The organism is Vaccinium witches'-broom phytoplasma str. VAC (assembly GCF_000309405.1).
Lineage (GTDB): Bacteria > Bacillota_I > Bacilli_A > Acholeplasmatales > Acholeplasmataceae > Phytoplasma.
The window spans coordinates 1-247 of the sequence record NZ_AKIN01000106.1 but is presented as its reverse complement, the minus strand read 5'-3'; the positions used below and the strand labels follow the sequence as shown (position 1 = coordinate 247).

Here is a 247-nt window from a genome sequence, read left to right as displayed (position 1 = left end):
ATTTTTATCAAAACCATTTCCGCGAAGTTTCTTATTTCCAACCTAAATATAAATCCCTCAATAATTTCAGTCAAACACCTACTTTTCATTTCAGTTATCGTTTTTTTGAAGCATTACCTTTTATTAAACAAACGAAAACCATCATTATTCATGAAGGTTTTTTTGATGTCATTAGTTGTTGGCAAAACAATATTAAAAACGTGGTCGGTCTCATTTGTGTCACTCAACTACTTTCTCAATCTCAACT

1 pseudogene is annotated in these 247 nt (G+C 30.4%); it reads left to right on the top strand.

The window, feature by feature from the left end:
• Positions 1–247, top strand: a pseudogene (locus RI68_RS02115) (toprim domain-containing protein); the annotation flags it as partial.